Source organism: Halodesulfovibrio sp., assembly GCF_015482765.1.
Taxonomy (GTDB): Bacteria; Desulfobacterota; Desulfovibrionia; order Desulfovibrionales; family Desulfovibrionaceae; genus Halodesulfovibrio.
Map to the genome: position 1 here is coordinate 38,831 of NZ_JADMLB010000059.1, position 16,841 is coordinate 55,671.

Annotated in this window: 14 protein-coding genes; 11 read left to right on the forward strand and 3 right to left on the reverse strand. The window is 42.6% G+C overall.

The window, feature by feature from the left end; all coding sequences use genetic code 11:
• Nucleotides 1–29: 29 nt before the first annotated feature.
• Nucleotides 30–1,898, forward strand: a complete 1,869-nt coding sequence (locus QZY95_RS10050; protein ID WP_290922991.1) for a chemotaxis protein CheW — start codon at nt 30–32, stop codon at nt 1,896–1,898.
• Nucleotides 1,899–2,236: 338 nt separating this feature from the next.
• Nucleotides 2,237–2,887, forward strand: a complete 651-nt coding sequence (locus tag QZY95_RS10055; protein ID WP_290922993.1) for an NAD(P)/FAD-dependent oxidoreductase — start codon at nt 2,237–2,239, stop codon at nt 2,885–2,887.
• Between the two features lie 70 nt (nt 2,888–2,957).
• Here the strand turns inward: QZY95_RS10055 and QZY95_RS10060 are convergent, their stop codons facing one another.
• Together QZY95_RS10060 and crcB are read right to left on the reverse strand one after the other, a co-directional pair.
• Nucleotides 2,958–3,290, reverse strand: a complete 333-nt coding sequence (locus tag QZY95_RS10060; RefSeq protein ID WP_290922995.1) for a DUF190 domain-containing protein — start codon at nt 3,288–3,290, stop codon at nt 2,958–2,960.
• Between the two features lie 9 nt (nt 3,291–3,299).
• Nucleotides 3,300–3,674: a fluoride efflux transporter CrcB gene (crcB, locus tag QZY95_RS10065; RefSeq protein ID WP_290922997.1), complete on the reverse strand. Its 375-nt coding sequence runs from the start codon at nt 3,672–3,674 to the stop codon at nt 3,300–3,302.
• Between the two features lie 46 nt (nt 3,675–3,720).
• Between crcB and QZY95_RS10070 the strand changes: the two genes are divergently transcribed.
• From QZY95_RS10070 to aat, 4 genes are all read left to right on the forward strand, one after another.
• On the forward strand, nt 3,721–4,320 hold the full coding sequence (locus QZY95_RS10070; protein ID WP_290922999.1) for a class IV adenylate cyclase: 600 nt from the start codon (nt 3,721–3,723) through the stop codon (nt 4,318–4,320).
• A gap of 86 nt (nt 4,321–4,406) precedes the next feature.
• The gene (locus tag QZY95_RS10075; RefSeq protein WP_290923001.1) at nt 4,407–4,718 is read left to right on the forward strand and encodes an ATP-dependent Clp protease adaptor ClpS; all 312 of its coding nucleotides are present in this window, start codon (nt 4,407–4,409) and stop codon (nt 4,716–4,718) included.
• 1 nt (nt 4,719) lies between these two features.
• Nucleotides 4,720–7,002, forward strand: a complete 2,283-nt coding sequence (gene clpA / locus QZY95_RS10080; protein WP_290923003.1) for an ATP-dependent Clp protease ATP-binding subunit ClpA — start codon at nt 4,720–4,722, stop codon at nt 7,000–7,002.
• A gap of 93 nt (nt 7,003–7,095) precedes the next feature.
• Entirely contained in the window at nt 7,096–7,800 is a 705-nt protein-coding gene (gene aat / locus QZY95_RS10085) for a leucyl/phenylalanyl-tRNA--protein transferase (protein ID WP_290923005.1), read from the forward strand.
• 53 nt (nt 7,801–7,853) lie between these two features.
• Here aat and QZY95_RS10090 read toward each other — a convergent pair whose 3' ends face one another.
• Nucleotides 7,854–8,345 (reverse strand): hypothetical protein, encoded by a 492-nt coding sequence (locus tag QZY95_RS10090; protein ID WP_290923007.1) that lies wholly within the window; start codon nt 8,343–8,345, stop codon nt 7,854–7,856.
• Nucleotides 8,346–8,524: 179 nt separating this feature from the next.
• On the opposite strand from QZY95_RS10090, the gene uvrB reads away from it, so the two are divergent.
• The 5 genes from uvrB to QZY95_RS10115 all read left to right on the forward strand — a co-directional run bounded on the left by uvrB (nt 8,525) and on the right by QZY95_RS10115 (nt 16,807).
• Nucleotides 8,525–10,543 carry an excinuclease ABC subunit UvrB gene (gene uvrB / locus QZY95_RS10095; protein ID WP_290923009.1) on the forward strand — a complete coding sequence of 673 codons (2,019 nt, stop codon included), beginning with the start codon at nt 8,525–8,527 and terminating at the stop codon, nt 10,541–10,543.
• A gap of 13 nt (nt 10,544–10,556) precedes the next feature.
• Complete coding sequence (locus QZY95_RS10100) at nt 10,557–11,603, forward strand: potassium channel protein (protein ID WP_290923011.1); 1,047 nt, start codon at nt 10,557–10,559, stop codon at nt 11,601–11,603.
• Nucleotides 11,604–11,981: 378 nt separating this feature from the next.
• On the forward strand, nt 11,982–14,282 hold the full coding sequence (ligA, locus tag QZY95_RS10105; RefSeq protein WP_290923013.1) for an NAD-dependent DNA ligase LigA: 2,301 nt from the start codon (nt 11,982–11,984) through the stop codon (nt 14,280–14,282).
• 93 nt (nt 14,283–14,375) lie between these two features.
• On the forward strand, nt 14,376–15,155 hold the full coding sequence (gene dapB, locus QZY95_RS10110; protein ID WP_290923015.1) for a 4-hydroxy-tetrahydrodipicolinate reductase: 780 nt from the start codon (nt 14,376–14,378) through the stop codon (nt 15,153–15,155).
• A complete protein-coding gene (locus tag QZY95_RS10115; protein ID WP_290923017.1) occupies nt 15,155–16,807 on the forward strand; it encodes an NAD+ synthase in 1,653 nt (550 codons plus the stop codon). The genes dapB and QZY95_RS10115 overlap by 1 nt, the downstream gene beginning before the upstream one ends.
• The last annotated feature ends 34 nt before the right edge of the window (nt 16,808–16,841 follow it).

A 16,841-nucleotide genomic window follows, 5' to 3' on the forward strand; every position in this document is an offset into this window, starting at 1 on the left:
TATCCCTCTGTAAATAAAGGCAAAATGTAATGTTAGATGACATGTATACACAACGTGACGGTGTCGAGCGTCATGAAAATCATACAGCTATGACTTCTTCTCTAGTGCAAGTCGGAGCTGGTGATGATTTATGCGTAGTCTTTTATGTACGCCTGACGTTGCAGTCTGATCTGGCAACAGAAACTCCTGCTTCCTTTTTTGCTGCACACAAAGAAGAAGGCTCTATTTTTTATCTTCCAGAGTTAACAGCGTTGCCTGCTTTGGATGAATATACTGTTGGTAGTCGTTATCTACAATATCATATTTTATTGATGAAACCGCAGGAACAAGGACAAGCAATCGTTTGTCCGAAGTTTGATGCGTTAGGTACCTCTGAATCTGTTCAACTTGGTGTTACTACAGAGTTTCATACTAAAAGTGTAACTGGGGTTTTTTCTCAGTATTTTTTGTCATCTGCTGGACGTGGACATGCTGATCTTTCAGAGGTTGCATCAGAATTGTCTGATGTTTTGCAGCCTGTATTGTTACCTGAATTTGAAAAAGAGACCTCTGTGGACGGTGGTTCAGAAGGTTACTCCTCTGAGTTTGCCTATCCTAATGATGTAACTAATAAATATAATGACGATGTTCCCGTTTCTTTTTTTGATGAAACTGCCAATGAAAGCAGGGATGAGACTTCCCTTACCACAACAGCAAAAGAATTTTTTGAGGACATTGAGGCCGTCGAAGGTAAGGGCAATGCCATAAGTGCAGAAAGCGAGTCAGAAGTTATTGCTGACACTTCTGTAGAGGAAGCTATAACCTCTTCATGCTCTGCATTACCTGATATAGAATTAATTAAAAGTGCATGCAGTACAAACCAGTTTGCTTTAAGGGCAGGGATTCCAACTTTACAGCGTAGTAAAGAACATGAGGCTAAACTTAACCGTTTAATATCCCGTGTAAGTGAATTGTCAGGGATTCAGTCACGATTATATGATCATGCGTTGAATCATGAAGATGATTTGTTGCGGAGTATTGCAGACGAAGTCGATCGTCTTTATTGCGTGTTAAAGGACTCAGCACTTGAATTGCGCATGGTTTCTTTGGAACCTTTATTGTTGGCAATGAAAGAATGGCTGGAAGAAGCAGCGGGTGAAGTCGGCCGGTCAGTTCAGTTTTCTTTAGAAGGGACAGACGTTCAAGTCGACGCAGTTGTTGCCGAAAGAATGATTGAGGCTTTAACAGCATATCTGTCTATAGTCCTTTCAACTTGTTTTGAATATAGCCATTCTATAGCAATATCCTTATCGGTTGAGTACTCTGGAACTGACGTTTTATTACTTCTGATTCATCCTGAAGCAAAAAACGAAAAAGATAATGTGATTTCTACTGCGCCAGCACTTGTGAAACTTCAGTCAGAATTTTTTGATATGCATGGAGCTATGTCAGTTGAGACAAGTGAAAGCAAAGAGAAGTTGATACGAATTAGTTTCCCAGTAACACAGGCAATGGTTGAAGGCTTGTTGGTTCAATGTGGAGATGAGGAATATCTGGTTCCGATAAATCAGGTCTCAGAATGTATTGAATGTAGCACTAAAATGGGCGTTGAAGCTAAAGAGAACAAGGTCATCATTGGTGGTGAAGCAATTCCGTATGTTCGCTTGCGAGAATACGTTGGACTGGAGGGGCAAGGTGGCCATGAGCAATGTGTGGTTATTCAGTCTTTATCTGGTACGTTTGGGTTGATTGTTGATGGTATTGCCGGTGATATGCAAGCAGCTGTAAAAACAGTAGGGCTTCTTTATCAACATATCGAAATGATTTCGGGAGTTTCTATTAAGCCCAACGGAGCTCCTTGTTTGGTTTTGAACTTGCAGCATCTACAAACTGTTGCGGATTGTTTGATAATTAAGTAAAAGTGTAAATATTGAGTAGGCAACCAAACATGATGTAAGTTGTTTGTTCATACTAAATAAAAATGAAAACAAGCAGTAATCTGCTTGTTTTTTATATGTCGAGTCTTTTATTTGGCGGATAGAGTCTTGTGTAGTCCTTTTTGTTCATCTTGTAGTACAATGGGACAGTGACTTTTCCGCGGTTGGTTTGGTAAGATTTTATTGGGTGTAATTCCTAATAAGGATGGACAGTGTGTATACTGTAGTGTACAAGGCCTCCACAGTTTGAGAGAAGAAATTCTTTTAAAGCACACTTATAAATAATTTATAATAAAAATAACTATTAAGAAGGGCGTAATATGACTACTCCAGATGGTGCAATTTTACAGCGTGATAAAGAAACCTATGCTATTGTTCCTCGTACTCCGGCTGGTATGTTGACTCCAGATGTTCTCGAAACTATCGCGTACGTCTGTCGTAAGTATGAAGTACCTATTATTAAAATTACTTCTGGTCAGCGTATGGCCCTTGTAGGAATGAAAAAGGAGCAGGTTGAACCTATCTGGGAAGAGCTCAAGTGGAAAGTTGGCCGTGCGACAGAGCTTTGTGTTCACTACGTTCAGGCGTGTCCAGGTACTGCAGTCTGTAAGCTCGGCGTACAGGATTCTCTCGGCTTTGGTCTTGAAATTGAAGAATCTATGTACGGCAAGCCATTCCCTGCTAAAGTTAAGTTTGGTATTTCCGGTTGCCCAATGTGCTGTGGCGAAAGCCGTGTTCGTGACATCGGTCTCGTAGGAACCAAAAAAGGTTGGGAAGTAATTGTAGGCGGTAACTCCGGCCCTCGTCCTCGTATTGGTGATACTCTTGCTAAGGATTTAACCCAGGACGAAGCACAGGCTCTTATTGAGAAGTTCCTTGATTACTACCGTGAAAACTCAGGAAAACGTGTGCGTATTTCTAAGTTCGTAGAAAAGGAAGGAATTGAGGCAATTAAAGAAGCTATTATGTAGTTTCAATTGTTAATAAAAAAAAGCTCAAAGATATGCATTTCTTGCAGGTCTTTGAGCTTTTTTTTTATACTTATTTTGCTGAGGATACGACTGTTACATCTTCCTGTAGTATGAGCGCCTCAGCGGCGAATTGTTCTAATTTTGGAATAAAGTTTTGAATGTTCTCTTTTGTGTCGATTATTTGTATAAGAAGGGGGAGGTCTTCAGAGATACGTAATATACCCATAGAGTGTATCTTTTTGTCTCTACCGTAACTGTAGAGTCCTCTAAAAACTGAGACACCTGCCAAATCGGCATTTTTTGCTTGTTCCATGATGACCTCGTAGAGGCTTTGTCCTGCAAACTGATCTTTTTCACTAATGTAGATACTTAATCTTTGTACGGTGCCTTGTAAGTGATGCATTCTTTTCTCCTATAGCATTCTACCTAATGAGAGTCCGAGCTTTAGTAGGATAATTCCGGTAATTATTTGACCGACCACATTTAAAAGAAAGTATGGCCATTGTGTAGAGTCTAAAAGGGCTGCAGATTCAAAAATGAATGTGGAAAACGTAGTAAAAGCTCCCATAAAACCGGTGAGGATGATTGCTCTAAAGTCCGGTGACAGCGAAAGTCTGTCTTGTGCGTATGCCCATATTAGACCGAACAAGAAGCAGCCGATAACGTTGACAAGGTATGTGCCAATAGGAAAGCTAATGTTTATTGCCCGCTGAAAAACTCCTGAGAGTAGGTAGCGGCTTAAACTGCCGAATCCTCCAGCACAAAACAAAAGAATAATCTTAGTCATGCTGTGTCCTTGGTTATAGTAATAAAAAATTTTTGGAAGTTATTTTATGGCGTTCGAAATAGAATTAAAATTTGTACATGTCGACCTTTCTGTGGTGCGCGAGAAACTATCAGCACTCGGTGGTTTGTGTAAAGGCAGACATCTGGAGCGTAATGTTGTTTTTGATTCTCCACAGCGTGAAATGAAAGAAGAAGGTAAGTTGCTGCGTCTACGTACCAAGCAATGGAAAGACTCTCATGAGACTGTTCTTACATTGAAACTTCCTCCAAAAGGTGACATTCCAGAAGACGTCAAAATATACGATGAACGGGAAACATTAGTCGAGAGCTTTGACGGAACCTATGCTATTCTGGAAGGACTGGGATATGACGGTGCGTTCCGTTATGATAAAATGCGTGAAGAGTGGATGCTCGATAATGTTGTTATTTGCCTTGATGAACTGTCTTTTGACACTGTTATTGAGTTGGAAGGCGAGCGCGATGATATTTTATCGCTGGCAGAAAAATTAGTTTTGCCCAAAGAAAGTGCATCAACAGCAACATATCATGAGCTTCATAAGGCTTATCGGGAAAGGCTTGGGCTTGCGCCGCAGGACAGTTTTTATTTTTCAGAAGAAGAGTGTCAGAGTTTGCTGAAAACACTATAAAAAGTATGTAGAGGACTTTTTTTCCTCTTCTACTGGTTGTAATTCCCGTATCTGGCATTAACAATACTATATGCAATGGATTCATTATGGCTGAACATCATAGACCGGATTTTGATTCTGACATTCTACTAGAAGAAGACTTGAAGGAGCCTCGAAAATTTCGAGTGCTCATGCACAATGATGACTATACCACAATGGATTTCGTCATTTTGATTCTTGTTGAGGTGTTTAGAAAAACAACCCAACAAGCCACACAGATTATGCTGAGTATCCATGAGAAAGGCGCTGGAGAGTGTGGTATTTACACCGCAGAAGTTGCAGAAACGAAGATTGCAATTGTACGCGCTCGTGCCAAGGAAGCTGGCTATCCTCTAAAATGCACAATGGAAGAGGTGTAATATGCTGAGTATGCATTTAGAACAGGCAATCGCTAATGCGGTTCATGAAGTTCAGGAACGCAATCATGAGTTTTTAACCCTGGAACATCTTCTTTATGGGATAGCACAGGAAGATCAGGGATATTTTATTCTTGAACAGGCCGGCGCTGATGTGCCGTCGCTGTTAAACCGTGTTGAAGTCTTTTTTTCATCTCACCTAGAGCCGTTGCCTGAAGATGTTCCGACTGAAATTATCCGTACGATCAGTGTGCAGCGGGTGTTACAGCGTGCTGCAATGCAGATGCAAGCTTCAGGTCGTGAAGTTGTTGAGATAGGTGATGTTCTTGCGGCTATTTTTGAAGAAGAAGATTCTTATGCTCTTTACTTCTTGCGTCATATGGAGGTTACCCGTCTAGACATTCTGGAAGTTGTTTCTCATGAAATGGACGGAAGCGAATGGGCAATGATGGGCGAAGAAGGCAGCAATGAATCCCGCACAGATTCTCTGACTGAATTTTGTGTTGATTTGACAGAAAAGGCTAAGCAGGGAGAGATTGATCCGTTAATCGGCAGGAAAGCTGAATTGGAACGTACTATCCAAGTATTAGCTCGTCGTCGGAAAAATAACCCGTTATTTGTTGGGGAGCCCGGAGTGGGTAAAACAGCATTAGCAGAAGGGCTTGCTGTTCGTATTATCGACGGCAATGTTCCGGAAAGCTTCTATGACGCACAGATCTATGCTCTTGATATGGGTTCACTGCTGGCGGGGACAAAGTATCGCGGTGACTTTGAATCACGTTTGAAAGGCGTTATTCAGGATCTTAAAAAGATTGAAGGTGCAATCCTTTTCATTGATGAAATCCATACGATAGTTGGTGCCGGTGCAACGACCGGTGGCTCTATGGATGCGTCAAATATTTTAAAACCGGTTCTAGCAAGTGGTGGTATTAAATGCATAGGTTCAACAACCTATGAAGAATACAAAAACCATTTCGAGAAAGATCGAGCTCTTTCCAGACGTTTCCAAAAAATTGATGTTCCAGAGCCGACCACTGATGAGTGTATGGCTATTTTAAAAGGTTTGAAACCTTATTATGAAGAACATCACGGTGTTCGATACAGTCAGCCTGCAATTAAAGCTGCTGTGGAACTTTCTGCCCGCTATATTACGGAGCGCTTTTTACCTGATAAAGCTATTGATGTAATTGATGAGGCAGGTGCTGCGTATCGATTGCATGGAACACATAGAAAGAGCAACACTATTACTGCGAACGATATTGAGCGTGTTGTTGCTAAAATTGCTCGCATACCGGAACAGCGTGTCTCTACCGGTGATAGGCAGAAGTTGTCTGGTCTTGTTGATGACTTGAAGGCTCAAGTTTACGGACAGGATAAAGCTGTTGAGATCGTCGGTAAGGCAATTTTACGTAGCCGTGCCGGATTAGGTCGTGATGACCGTCCGACGGGTTCTTTCTTGTTTTATGGACCGACTGGTGTTGGTAAAACAGAATTGGCTCGTCAGCTTTCAGAACAGTTAGGGGTTCAATTTTTACGATACGATATGAGTGAATACATGGAGAAACATGCTGTATCCCGCCTTATCGGAGCGCCTCCGGGATACGTTGGATTTGATCAGGGTGGTCAATTGACGGATGCGGTGCGCAAGCATCCTCATGCCGTTGTTTTACTCGATGAAATTGAAAAAGCGCACCCTGACATCTTCAATATCTTATTGCAGGTAATGGATTATGCAACGCTAACGGATAATTCCGGCAGAAAAGCTGATTTCCGTAACATTATTCTGATCATGACATCGAATGCCGGTGCCCGTGAAATGGCAGCTAAGTCTATTGGATTTGGCGCTCAAGCTGAGGTTGATGTTGCTCAGCGTGGATTAAAAGCTGTCGAACGTACCTTCAGTCCTGAGTTTAGAAACAGACTTGATGCAATGGTTCCGTTCCATGGTTTAGGAGAACCTATCATGGAACGCATTGTAGATAAGTTTGTGACTGAACTTGAAGAGATGCTGAAGTCAAAACGTGTGCAGATAGAATTAACTGATGCTGCACGTAAGCGTCTGGCTGTTAAAGGATATGATAATGCTTTTGGTGCTCGTCCAATGCGTCGTGTCATCAGAACAGGTCTTGAGGATGCGATTGCACATGAGGTTCTGTTCGGTGATCTTCAGAAAGGCGGCATTGCAACCGTTGATGTGAAGGATGTAAAAGCACCGCAAAATGCTGATGACTTAGGCTTGAGTATGACATTCTTGCCATTGAGTTCTAAAAAGAAAAAAGCAGAGTAGATTCATCAACAGTGCTGCTGTTTGCTCAACCGTAGACAGTAGCGCTGTTTTTTATCTACCGACCAACGTAAGGCATTTTTTATAAAAGTAGCTATGACGGTATATTTACTTTCAGACGATGATGTAGCCTTTCCGGATCCAGCGTTAGCGGATCGTGAGGGACTACTTGCTGTCGGCGGCGATTTGCGTGTTGAGCGCCTTGTTAATGGTTATGCAAACGGAATTTTCCCGTGGTACGATGATGATTCGCCGATTTTATGGTGGTCTCCTGATCCTCGTTTTGTTTTATTTCCTCAAGACTTACATATTCCAAGAAGTCTGCGCAGAGTGATTAACTCTCAAAAATTTACTGTAAAAGTTGATACAGCTTTTGAAGAGGTTATTCGTAATTGCGCCAGTTCTCAACGACCAGACGAAGATGGTACGTGGATAGTAGAGGATATGGTCAAAGCGTATTGTGATCTTAACGAGGCTGGTCTGGCGCATTCAATAGAAACATGGCGCGGGGATGTGTTAGTCGGCGGTCTTTATGGTGTTTCATTAGGTAAAGTCTTTTACGGCGAGTCAATGTTCTTTAAGGAGTCAGATGCTTCTAAGGTTGCTTTGGTTTGGCTTGCTCGGTTATTGGTTGCGGCGGGCTTTGAGATGATTGACTGTCAGCAGGTAACAGACAACTTAGAGCGTTTTGGAGCTGTCGCGATCTCAAGAGATGACTTTTTAACACGCCTGCATACAGCGCTTGACGCGCCTACTATTCAGGGGCAATGGACTTTTCCCGAAGATTTTTTCCCATTATGATACAAAATCCCTGCTCAATTGAGCAGGGATTTTTATTAGTAGCATCTGTTGTTTTAAATAATATTCGGCTCATGCTGGTCAAGGTCGTAAAAGCCTCTAAATGCAAAAGGGAGCGGGTAGTCTGTTACTTTGTCGAACCTGATAAACCCCATGCTTTTGCCCTCTGGGATCGTTGCTAATGGCATCGTACCTTGAGGAACCGGAAAAGTCAGAGGCATAACTTGTAGTTCCCCAAGGCGTGAATGGTATCGCTTCTCAAGGTAAGCTACAATCGCATCTGTTTCATCTTGAGTGAAACTTTCCAGAATCATCTGTTTAGTATCATCCAAACTTCCAGTTAGATGGGGTTCCAGCTTATATTTTTCGCAGTCAGTATCAATACACATGAGCACGTTGGGGTCTTGCAGTTCGTCTTCAGGGATGTCAGAACGAAAGAGGTGTACCTGTACGTTTTTTCGGCCTTTGAAGCTGCGTATGGTTACGGAGATGGTATATATTCTGTCTGTAGGCTCGGTACCAAGGGCGGGTGCAAATTTTTTCTGCATAGATTCCCTCCACGGAAAGTAAAATTCTCTATAGTTATTAATGGTATGTGATTGTAGTGTTTGCTGCAACAGGGTGATTTATTTTTTTAGTAAGACGTTTTACCTAGTGTTACAGATAGAACTGTTTAAGAATATGTTAACGTTTCAATGCGTTATACTTTGAAATTAATGAGGACGTAATGCAGGATACGCTGTTTAAATTAGAAACATCATTCACTCCGCAAGGAGATCAGCCCCAGGCTATTGAAGAATTGACGACCAACCTCGAGCAAGGGGTACAAGATCAAATTCTGCTTGGTGTTACAGGTTCGGGTAAAACTTTTTCTGTAGCTCAAACTATAGCTCGCGCTCAGCGTCCAGCCTTGATACTGGCGCCAAACAAAACTCTGGCAGCCCAGTTGTATAATGAGTTTAAAGAACTTTTTCCCCATAACGCGGTGGAATATTTTGTTAGCTATTACGACTATTACCAGCCTGAAGCGTATGTTCCTTCCTCAGATACATACATAGAAAAAGACTCTTCTATCAACGACAATATTGACAAGCTGCGTCATGCCGCAACACACGCATTGTTAACTCGTCGGGATGTAATCATTATTGCTTCAGTATCGTGTATTTATGGCCTTGGTTCTCCAGAGTACTATGCCAAATTAGTGATCCCTGTTGAAGTAGGGCAAGCCATATCTATGGATGATATAATAACCCGTCTTGTTGAGGTTCAGTACGAGCGGAATGACTATGATTTTCACCGTGGAACATTTCGAGTTCGCGGAGATGTATTAGAGGTTATTCCTGCTTATCATCATGAAAAAGCGTTACGTATTGAATTTTTTGGTGATGATATAGATGCGATGCACGAGATTGATCCGATTACAGGTAATATTATTGGCAGCGTTGGTAAGACCGTAATCTATCCTGCAAGTCACTATGTTTCAGATAAAGACAACCTGAAGCGAGCTGTTTCTGATATCCGTGATGAGTTGCAAGTACGTCTTGCTGAATACAATGCGGGGAATAAGCTTGTTGAAGCACAGCGGTTAGAACAGCGGACAATGCTTGATCTCGAAATGATTGAGGAGATGGGCTACTGTACAGGCATTGAAAACTACTCCCGTCATTTGGATTGCCGTAAAGAGGGTGATCCTCCTGCTTGTTTGCTTGACTATTTCCCCAAAGACTTTCTTTTGTTCATAGATGAAAGCCACATTACTGTGTCTCAAGTTGGCGCTATGTACAAAGGTGACCGCTCTCGTAAGAGTACTCTGGTGGACTTTGGTTTTCGTCTTCCTTCCGCATTGGATAACCGCCCTCTTGAGTTTAATGAATTCCTAGAGCGTATAGGGCAGACTGTGTATGTTTCTGCTACGCCCGGTAAGTGGGAGTTGGAACGTACTCAAGGGCTTGTCGTCGAGCAGATTATTCGCCCAACGGGTTTGGTTGACCCTGAACTTGAAGTTCGACCTACAAAAGGCCAGATGGATGATTTGCTTGGGGAGTGTAAGCAGCGCATAGAGCGTAATGAGCGAGTACTTATAACAACTCTTACAAAGCGTATGGCTGAAGACCTTACTGAGTACTTTAAAAATATGGGTGTGAGTACAAAGTATCTACACTCAGATATCGATGCTCTTGAGCGTATGGCCATTATTCAGGCATTACGTAGAAAGGAATGTGACGTTCTTGTAGGTATTAACTTGTTGCGAGAAGGGCTTGATATTCCGGAAGTTTCTTTGGTAGCAATATTAGATGCAGATAAAGAAGGTTTTTTGCGTTCTGTAGGTTCGTTGATTCAGACGTTTGGTCGTGCAGCTCGAAATGTCAGTGGTAAAGTAATTATGTATGCTGATACCATTACAAAGAGTATGAAGGCTGCCATGGGAGAAACTGAACGAAGACGAGAGAAGCAGATTGCATTTAATGAAGAACATGGAATTGTTCCGCAGACAATTGTTAAGCGTATAGAAACACCTTTCGATACTATTTCTACAACTGCTCAAGATACAGAAAAAGGCAAGAAAGGTAAGAAGGGGCTTGGTATAGCGCCTGAGATTGAAAATGATCCTAAAAAGCTTGCGAAAATGATTTCTAAACTTGAACGTGAAATGCGTGAAGCTGCTAAAGAACTTGAGTTTGAAAAAGCAGCTGAGCTGCGCGATCAAATTCATATTCTTAGGGAACGTCTGCTCGAAACCGGTTAATCTGAGGAACCGCATGAAGTTACTTTCTAGGTCTTTTCTTGTTCGACTTGTTCGCCTGCGAAACCAGCTTGGAGTCTTTTGGCCGTTAATGGTCAGTCAGGTTTCCATTTTAGGCGTAGTTGCTCTTGCTGTGTATGGGTACATGGAGCTGGAAGGCTGGTCCATGTCTGATGCTATCTATATGGTTGTTATTACTCTTTCGACCGTAGGCTTTGGTGAAGTTCAGCCGTTATCAACAGAGGGACGTATCTTAACGTCTTTCTTGATCTTAGCCGGGGTTGGTAACTTTGCATTTATTCTGGGTGCCTTTTCTCAATTATTGGTTGAAGGAAAGTTTTTTCACATTATAGGGAGCCGCAGGGTGCTTAAGACAATTGGTAAATTAAAAAATCACTGTGTTGTATGCGGGTATGGTCGCATTGGTTCTGTTGTCGTGAAAGAAATTGTTGCGGAAGGGCAAGATGTTGTTGTTATCGAGAATGACCCGGAGGCAATAGCCCTTATTCAAGAAGAGGGGATATTGTATATAGAAGGGGATGCGACATCTGATGATGTACTTCTTCAGGCGGGGACAGCAAATGCCAAGAGCCTTATCACTGCTCTTTCTGAAGATGCTGCAAATGTTTATGTAGTTCTGAGTGCACGTGAAATGAATGCAGACCTTCATATTGTAGCAAGGGCAAGTTCGCACCAGCGCGTGAGTAAGTTAAAGCAGGCGGGAGCAGACTCTGTTATTTTACCAAACCACATTGGCGGGCTGCGATTAGCACAATCTGTATTGCGCCCTACAGTTACCAGCTTTATGGAGTTGGCTAATAGACGCAGCACGATGGATATTCAGATGGAAGAACTTACCATCCATGAAGGTTCATCACTTGTAGGGAAAGATTTAATTGAATCCGGTCTCCGTCCTAAATTTAACCTCATTGTTATTGCGATCAAAAAAGATGGGGAAGATATGATATTTAATCCGGATGGCAGGACGGTGCTGGAAGCTGGAAACACAATTGTTGCTGTAGGTGCTCAAGAAAAGCTCGAAGAATTTGCGCGACTTTTATAACATCTTTATATGTAAGAGTATTTATTTAGAATATGCTATTTTTTGCCTCTGTTTATATATATAAACAGAGGTGGCTGCCTTTTTGTTAACATATTGTTATTTATGGAGGCATGCTTCTCTGTACGTTAGAGATATTTAAGAGTGTGGAATAGTGTGGTATATGACCATATTCCACACTTTTTTTATAGATTCAGTAATGGTTGCTGAAAGACAATGCACTGGACAAGAGGGGGTAAGGAAAGTATCCAGCGTGTCTAAAATGTATTAGCGTATAAGCGATCAGTGCCGACTAGGCATGTAGAGTACGTAAGGGGCTAATGCCATATTATTTTGCTAACAAGTTGTAAGCTTGCTTACACAGATCACATAAGGTGTCGCATGTCTGATTCTACCACGCTGTCTTTTGATGAAGCTCAAGAAAGGGTTCTCCAACTTCGAAGTGAACTCGAGCATCATAGTTATCTGTACTATGTTCAGGATGCTCCTGAGATTACTGACGCTGAATATGATGTATTGTTTCGAGAATTAAAAGGGTTGGAAGAGTCATATCCGGACCTTGTTACAGCTGATTCTCCGACGATGAAGGTTGGCGGTGAGGTTCTGCCCAGTTTGAAATCGCAGGATCATCGTCTGCGAATGTTCAGTCTTGATAATGCATTTAATGGAGAAGACTTTTTAGCTTTTGTTGAACGCATTAAGCGTCAACAGGCAGATGCTGAATTAGAATTTTGGGTTGATCCTAAGATGGATGGTCTCGCTATGGAGATCATTTACGAAAATGGTTCTTTTTCAACTGCACTAACCCGTGGGGATGGCACAACCGGTGAGGTTGTGACACATACTGTTCGTACCATCAAAAATGTACCACTTCGATTGCGCGGCAACCGTGTTCCAACCCGCTTAGAGGTTCGAGGTGAGGTTGTTATCAGGCGCGATGCGTTTGTAAAGCTGAATGAGTCGCAGCGTAAGTACGGAAAGAAGGTTTTTGCTAACCCTCGTAACGCTGCGGCGGGATCTGTGCGTCAGTTGGATTCATCTGTTGCGGCTGCTCGTCCGCTTATGTTCTTAGCGTATGGCATCGGGGTCGTCGAATGGGAAGGTGAGGAACAGGCGTGGAGTACACAGGAAGAAGTCATTAATGGTTTATCTGACCTTGGTTTTACTGTTCCTCCTGATGCTCAATTGTGTGGTAGCCCGGATGAAGTGAATGCGCTTTTTGAACAGCTCGGTGAAAAGCGAGATTCCTTACCGTTTGAAATAGACGGGATGGTAGCAAAACTTAATAATTTAGAGTTGCAAAATGCTCTGGGCTTTACAGCAAGGTTCCCGCGATGGGCGATTGCATTTAAATTTCAAGCACAACAGGCCGTTACGAAATTGGAAGAAATAGCTATTCAGGTAGGGAGAACAGGTGTTCTTACTCCGGTAGCTATTTTAGAACCTGTAGAGGTCGGTGGTGTTATTGTTTCTCGAGCAACTCTCCATAATGAAGATGAGATTCAAGCCAAAGGGCTTATGGAAGGGGATACTGTAATCGTTCAACGTGCTGGCGATGTAATCCCTGAAGTAGTTCGTGCTCTGGTTGAAAAGCGTGATGGCTCAGAAAGAGAATTTGTGTTTCCGAAAGAATGCCCAGTTTGTCATTCAGAAGCTGTGCGCGAAGAAGGTGAGGCTGCTTGGCGTTGTATTAATGTCACATGTCCAGCTGTGGTAAAGCGTTCCATTGTGCATTTTGTATCAAAAGCAGGTCTTGATATACAGGGCGTGGGAAAAAGCTGGGTAGAAAAGTTAGTCGACAAAGGGCTAGTAAAAGACCCAGTTGATCTGTTTGAAGTTAAACGGCTTGACCTTATGCAATTTGAAGGAATGGGCCCTGTTTCTGCACAAAAATTCGTAACAGCACTTGCCGAGGTTAAAAAGTCTGCTTTGCTATCTCGTTTTATTTGTGCGCTTGGAATTCGTCATGTAGGAGAACAGACAGGAAAAGTTCTTGCAAAGACGTATAAAGATCTTGATGCATTAGCTTTGGCAAACGTGACAGAACTACAGGAACTTCCTGATGTAGGCGCTGAAATTGCTGAATCAATTGTTGATTTCTTTGACAATGAAGCGAATAAGGCAATGCTTGATCGATTTAAATCCATCGGGCTTGATCCAAAGCAGGAAGAAACTGCTGCAATAGATACTGAGCACCCTTTAGCTGGTAAAACAGTCGTTTTTACAGGTTCAATGACAACCAAACGATCTGAAGCAAAGAATATGGCTGAAAGTGTGGGTGCAAAAGTTGTCGGAAGTGTTTCGAAGAAACTGGATTTTCTGGTTGCGGGTGAAAAAGCAGGAAGTAAGCTTGCTAAGGCAGAGCAACTCAGGATAACAATTTTGTCGGAAGGTGAGTTCTTATCACTATATAAGGGTGAGTCTTCAACGCAGACTATGGACTCAGAGGTTGTGGCGGCAGCTGAAGAGACTCCTTCCAGTATCAAAGAGAAATCTGAGGATTCTGATAATGCTGTAGCCTTAGAAGAAAAGAGTGATGTTGCGGCGGAAGCTGACGAACATTTTTCTGAAGTGGTTACAGAGAAAGAGAATGCAAAGAGATTTGATACAGGTGGTAAGGAGGAAGGGAAAAAGAAAAAACTATCAGCAGATGCATCAAACGGACAATACAGTCTGTTCTAGTGTCTGCTGAGGGACTTCTGCATTCAATATATTTTGAATGAATGGGACTATTGTCTTAAAGAAGAATAACCGTCGTACATTCGGAGGAATGACATGAGTGTATCTATAGTTGTAATGGGTGCTAATGGTCGTATGGGTGCAACAATTGCGCGTATGGCGCAAGAGAGCGATAAGTACGAGCTTGCTGCCGTTGTAGAACGTAAGGGACACGAGGGACGACTTGATTATTGGGGCTGTGAAGTTTCAAATGATCTTGATGAGGTGCTTGGAAAGGTTGGTGATGCTGTCGTTATTGATTTCACCATACCGGCTGCCAGTCTTGAAAATGCAAAGATTGCAGCAAAGCACAATACTCCGATTGTAATGGGAACTACTGGTTTTACGAACGAAGAGCGTGCTCAGCTTGAAGGATTGGCTAAAACATCTCCTATGTTTTGGGCTCCGAACACAAGCGTAGGCGTGTATGCTCTTACTCAAATTTTGCCTGAATTGATCAAGATTCTTGGAGAAGATTACGACCTCGAGATGGTTGAACTTCACCATAACAAAAAGAAAGACTCTCCAAGCGGTACAGCAATGCGTCTTGCTGAGTGCCTTGCAGAAGCTAAAAAGTGGGATCTTGATAAGGTCGCTAATTATCACCGTGAAGGAATGATTGGCGAGCGTCCTAAAGAAGAGATAGGTATTCAGACTATTCGCGGCGGTGACGTTGTGGGAGTTCATACAGTGTATGCAATGGGACCGGGAGAACGCATCGAAGTTACTCATCATGCACACTCTCGAGAAACCTTTGCGGCTGGTGCTCTTCGTGCAGCATTGTGGCTGGCGGGACGTGAGGCAGGAAAACTTTATTCTATGTCGGATATTATCTAATGAAAGTAGCGCTTCTTCAGCTGAACCCTGTTGTGGGTGATGTTTCTGGCAATATATCTAGAATTGCCGAAGCAGTAAAAAAAGCTGCGAAAGATGGAGCACAGTTTTGTGTGACTCCCGAATTGTCTGTGTGTGGATATCCTCCACGTGATTTATTATTGCGTCAGGATTTTATTGATGGGTGTCAGGATTCTCTTAACACTCTTGCGGTGGAGTTGAAGGATATGCCTCCAACGTTGGTCGGTGTACCTATTCATAACCCTGATAGTGTCGGTAAGCCTGTTTTTAACGCGGCAGCACTGATTGCTGACGGGAAGTATTCTATTGTTGCCCATAAAACTCTTCTTCCAACATACGATGTTTTTGATGAAAACAGATATTTTGAACAAGGAAAACTGCGTGGGCTGGTGACCGTAAATGGTCTGAAGGTCGGCATTACTATTTGTGAAGATATTTGGAACGATAAATCGTACTGGAAGAACCGCAGACAGTATACGCAAGACCCTCTTGGTGCTCTTGTTGAAGAAGGCGCAGAAATGATAATTAACCTTTCTGCTTCTCCATTCACATTAGGAAAACAGTTTGTTCGTGAACAGATGTTATCATCAATGGTTCAGCATTATGAACTTCCTTTTGTGTACGTTAACCAGGTTGGCGGCAATGATGACCTTATTTTTGCAGGAAAAAGTCTTGCCTATGCAGCAGATGGAACGCTTGTAGGAAAAGGTAAATCTTTTGAAGAAGATATAGTTGTTGTTGATCTGGAAACAAAGTCCGGTCGTGTGGAATTGGAAAATGCCAGCGACGAAGCACAGGCATGGCATGCTTTAGTTCTTGGGACTAGAGACTATGTGCGTAAGTGTGGTTTTAAAAAGGTTGTACTGGGACTTTCCGGTGGAGTAGACTCTGCTTTAACTGCGGCAGTTGCGGCGGAAGCTCTCGGTGCAGAAAATGTCATCGGCGTGCTTATGCCGTCTCCGTATTCAAGTCAGGGAAGTATCGATGACTCTTTGGATCTAGCCAACCGGTTAGGCATTCAGACTGAAACCATTGAAATTGAACCAATGCTTAAAGCGTTTCTTGGTTCTCTTACCCCTGTTTTTGATGGTGCAGATACTGATGTGACCGAAGAGAACCTTCAAGCTCGCATTCGTGGCAACCTGCTTATGGCTATATCTAATAAATTTGGTGCGTTGTTGTTAACAACTGGTAATAAATCAGAATTAGCAGTTGGTTACTGCACCATCTATGGAGATATGGCTGGAGGGCTTGCTGTTATTGCTGATGTTCCAAAGACGCTTGTTTGGAAAGTTTGTCGGTGGGCAAATGAGAACTGCGGGAATAAAATTCCTGTAGAGATTATTGAAAAAGCACCGTCAGCTGAGCTTCGTCCTGATCAGAAAGATTCAGATTCTCTTCCTGAATATGAAGAGCTTGATACTATTCTCCGTAAGTACATTGACGAGCGCTTAAGCAAAGAAGCTATCATTTCTCAAGGGCATGCGCGTGAAGATGTTGAGCGTGTTGTGTGGCTTGTTAAAATTTCTGAGTTTAAACGCAGACAGGCTGCTCCGGGGCTACGTATTACAGACAGAGCTTTCGGAACAGGCTGGAGAATGCCAGTTGCCAGCAGGGTGAATTTACCGCAATAATTGATTGAAACAGTAAAAAGCGTGGGCCAAACGG